General features: G+C 65.5%; 3 protein-coding genes. 1 reads left to right on the forward strand and 2 read right to left on the reverse strand.

Features of this window, described 5'->3' with window-relative positions:
* Positions 1 to 805: uroporphyrinogen-III synthase (locus Q7T64_RS02755; protein WP_304790780.1), on the reverse strand; the 805-nt coding region annotated here is incomplete at its 3' end.
* Positions 798 to 1,757 (reverse strand): hydroxymethylbilane synthase, encoded by a 960-nt coding sequence (gene hemC, locus Q7T64_RS02760; RefSeq protein ID WP_304790784.1) that lies wholly within the window; start codon positions 1,755 to 1,757, stop codon positions 798 to 800. The genes Q7T64_RS02755 and hemC, both read right to left, overlap by 8 nt.
* Before the next feature lie 135 nt (positions 1,758 to 1,892).
* Between hemC and Q7T64_RS02765 the strand changes: the two genes are divergently transcribed.
* A partial coding sequence (locus Q7T64_RS02765; RefSeq protein ID WP_304790787.1) for a phosphoenolpyruvate carboxylase occupies positions 1,893 to 3,860 on the forward strand: 1,968 nt, incomplete at its 3' end.

Genomic DNA, 3,860 nt, shown 5'->3' on the forward strand with positions numbered 1-3,860 from the left:
ATTGTAACTTGGCAAGCATCTGTTCGTCCCCGGAACCGGAGCGTTCTATGTGCAGGAAACCCAGTTCCCGCCCGACTTCCTCTATGCGGACGTGCGGCACCAGCAAGCGGCATTGCAGCAAACGGGCGAGGCCGTCCGCGCGCGGCAACTGGCCCACCATCGCAAGCAGGTTGCGCAACGCTTCCGAACTGGTGACCAGCCAGATGACGTCGCTGTCGATCAGGCGGCTCAATTCGTTTGCCCGCACTGCATCCATGACCGGCGCCGTGCGGCGGTATGCCGCCACCTGCTCGACCTCGACGCCAGCATGCCTGAGCGCATCGGCCAGAAATTCACGGCCGCTCTCGCCGCGGATGATCAGCGCGCGCCGCCCGCGCAGCGCGGCCAGGTCGAGCTGTTCCAGCAAGGTTTCCGAATCTGTCCGGTCGGGATTTTTCGGGCTGATGACGGTCGCATGGTGGTGGTCGATGCCGTGCGCCGCCAGCGCCCTGCGGCTGCCCTCGCCGACCACGCCGATCGTCAGGCCGCGCGGCCAGTGCGGCCGCACCCGCAAGGCGGCGTCAATCGCATTCGGACTGACAAAGGCGACCAGCGCATAGCGCTCCAGATCAGCCAGCACAGTCTTCAGCGCAGCGTCGTCATCCAGCGGATGGATGTCGAGCAAGGGAAATACGACGGCCTCGCGACCGGCCGCGCGCAGCCGTTGCGCGAACAGCTGCGCTTGTTGCAGCGGGCGCGTGATCACGACCGGCACGACCGGCGCGACCGAAACGGCCGACACGACCGGGACCGTCGCCTCAGGCATCGGACCGGCAGGCGGCCAGGATCTGCTCGGCATCCTGGGCGCGTAGCGCATCGGCCAGGCGCAATCCGAGCGCCTCGGGATCGGCGGCGGGGCCGGTGACTTCGGCGCTGGCCATGCGGCTGCCGTCCGGCATGGCCACCATGCCGCGCAGGCGCAGGCCGGCGTCGCCGGCAGCAACTGCGTAGGCGGCCAGGGGTATCTGGCAACTGCCGCCAAATGCGCGCGACAGGGTGCGCTCGGCAGTGACGGCAGCCGAGGTCGGCGCATGGTCGAGCGGCGCCAGCAGCGCCAGCAATTCGGGCCGGCCGGACAATATTTCAATCGCCATCGCGCCCTGGCCGGGTGCCGGCAGGCTGTCATCGGGATCGAGCAGGCTGCGGATGCGTTCGGGCAAGCCGAGCCGCTTCAATCCGGCAGCAGCCAGGATGATGGCGGCATATTCACCGCGATCGAGCTTGCCCAGCCGGGTATCGAGGTTGCCGCGCAGCGGGCGCACGACCAGATGGGGGAAGTGCGAAGCGATCAGTGCTTGCCGACGCAAGCTGCTGGTGCCGACCACGGCGCCGGGCGGCAATTCCGCCAGCGAGGCAAACCCGCTGGAAACGAAGGCGTCGCGCGGATCTTCGCGTTCCAGCACGGCTGCCAGGCAAAATCCGTCGGGCAGCTCCATCGGCACGTCTTTGAGCGAATGCACCGCCAGGTCGGCGTGCCCGTCGGACATGGCGACTTCCAGTTCCTTGACGAACAGGCCCTTGCCGCCGACTTTGGACAGCGTGCGGTCGAGTATCTGGTCGCCACGGGTTGTCATGCCGAGAATGTCGACACTGGCCTGCGGATATAATTCCTGCAAGCGGGATCGTACATGTTCAGCCTGCCACATTGCCAGCCGGCTCTCGCGCGAGGCAATGACCAGCTTTCCGGAAAACGCTTGTTTCAAAACGGACTCTTTCAATGGATGCTCGGGACCGGCCGTTCAACCGCGCCACTCGGGCGCAGCCTTGGCTCTGTATGTAGCGGATTTTAGCATGCAGCACTGGTCGGCCTGCCGTTGCGCAGCGCTCCTTTCCACTTACTTTCCCGCCGCCAGATGCCCGCTCCCGCCACTCGAAAAAAAGCCCCGTCCAGCCGTTCGCGCCGCACTAGCGGCAGTAGCGAAGCGCTCAAGGAAGACATCCGCCTGCTGGGCCGCCTGCTCGGCGATGTAGTGCGCGCCCAGGAAGGCGAGCAGGTATTCGGTGTGGTGGAAACGATCCGGCAGACCTCGGTGCGCTTCCGGCGCGACGCCGATCCCAAGGCCGCAGCCGAACTCGACAAGTTGCTCAAGAAGCTAAGCCGCGACCAGAGCATCTCGGTGGTGCGGGCGTTTTCCTATTTTTCGCACCTGGCCAATATTGCCGAAGACCAGCATCACAACCGGACCCGGCGCGCCGAACTGATGGCCGGCGCGGCACCCGAGCCCGGCACCCTGTCTGCGGCGCTGGCCCGCATTGGCCAGGCATCGGCGGGCGGCAAGCAAGTGCGGCAATTTTTCGACGATGCCTTGTTGTCGCCGGTACTGACCGCCCATCCCACCGAGGTACAGCGCAAAAGCACGCTGGATGCCGAGCATGCGATTGCCGGCTTGCTGCGCCAACGCGGCCTGCCGATGACGCCGCGTGAGCTGGCCGACAATGACGTGCAATTGCGCGCCCGCATTGCCACGCTATGGCAGACTCGGATGCTGCGTTACACCAGGCTGAGCGTGGCCGACGAAATCGAAAACGCCTTGTCCTGGTACCGCAGCACTTTCCTCAACGAGCTGCCGGCACTCTATGAAGATATAGAAATCGAGCTGGCCACTCATTTTGGCCAGCGCGCCGCCCGCCTGCCATTGACCCGGCCTTTCCTGCAAATGGGAAGCTGGATCGGCGGTGACCGCGACGGCAATCCGAATGTCAACAGCGACACCATGCGGCTGGCGCTGTCGCGCCAGGCCGGTACCGTGCTGGATCATTACCTGGAAGAAGTGCATGCGCTGGGCGCTGAACTGTCCTTGTCGACCTTGCTGGTCGATGTCAGCGAACCCTTGCAGGCGCTGGCAGACAGTTCACCTGACCTGTCGCCGCACCGTGCCGACGAACCCTACCGGCGCGCGCTGACCGGCATCTACGCCCGGCTGGCGGCGACTGCGCGCGCACTGAGCGCCGGCCATGTGCTGCGCCGCGAAGTCGCCCCGTCCGCGCCCTATGATCATCCCGATCAATTCGCAGCCGACCTGCAAGTACTGGTCGATTCGCTCAATGCCAACCACGGCGCGGCAATGGTCAAGCCACGGCTTGCCGGCCTGCGGCGGGCGGCGGATATTTTCGGCTTCCACCTGGCGACGCTGGATTTGCGGCAAAGCTCGGATGTGCATGAACGGGTCCTGGCGGAGTTGTTTGCCCGCTCGCACACGCACGCCGACTATGCCGGGCTAGACGAGCAGGAAAAAATCGCCCTGTTGCAGGAAGAACTAGCGCGCCCGCGGCTGCTGACCTCGCCCTGGCTGGATTACTCCGAGGAGACCGCCAGCGAACTGGCCGTGTTCAGCGCCGCGCGTGAAGCACGCCAGCGTTATGGCGAGCGCGCCGTGCGCAATACCATCATCTCGCACACCGAGTCGGTGTCGGACCTGCTCGAAGTGCTGGTGCTGCAGAAGGAAGCCGGTCTGTTCCGGATGGGCGATGTCGACGGCGCACAGCCGGCCAGTGAATTGATGGTGATCCCGCTGTTCGAAACCATACCGGACCTGCGGCAGGCAGCGTCAATCATGCAGGACTGGCTTGCCATGCCGCTGGTGCAGCGCCTGATCCAGGCCTGCGGCAACCAGCAGGAAGTCATGCTGGGTTATTCCGACTCCAACAAGGACGGCGGTTTCCTGACGTCCAACTGGGAGATGTACCGGGCCGAGCTGGCGCTGGTCGCGGTGTTCGATAAGGCCGGCGTCAAGCTGCGGCTGTTCCATGGCCGCGGCGGCACTGTCGGGCGGGGTGGCGGCCCGAGCTATGACGCCATCCTGGCGCAGCCGCCGGGCACG

It is taken from the genome of Lacisediminimonas sp. (genome assembly GCF_030645335.1).
In the GTDB taxonomy this organism is placed as follows: domain Bacteria; phylum Pseudomonadota; class Gammaproteobacteria; order Burkholderiales; family Burkholderiaceae_D; genus Lacisediminimonas.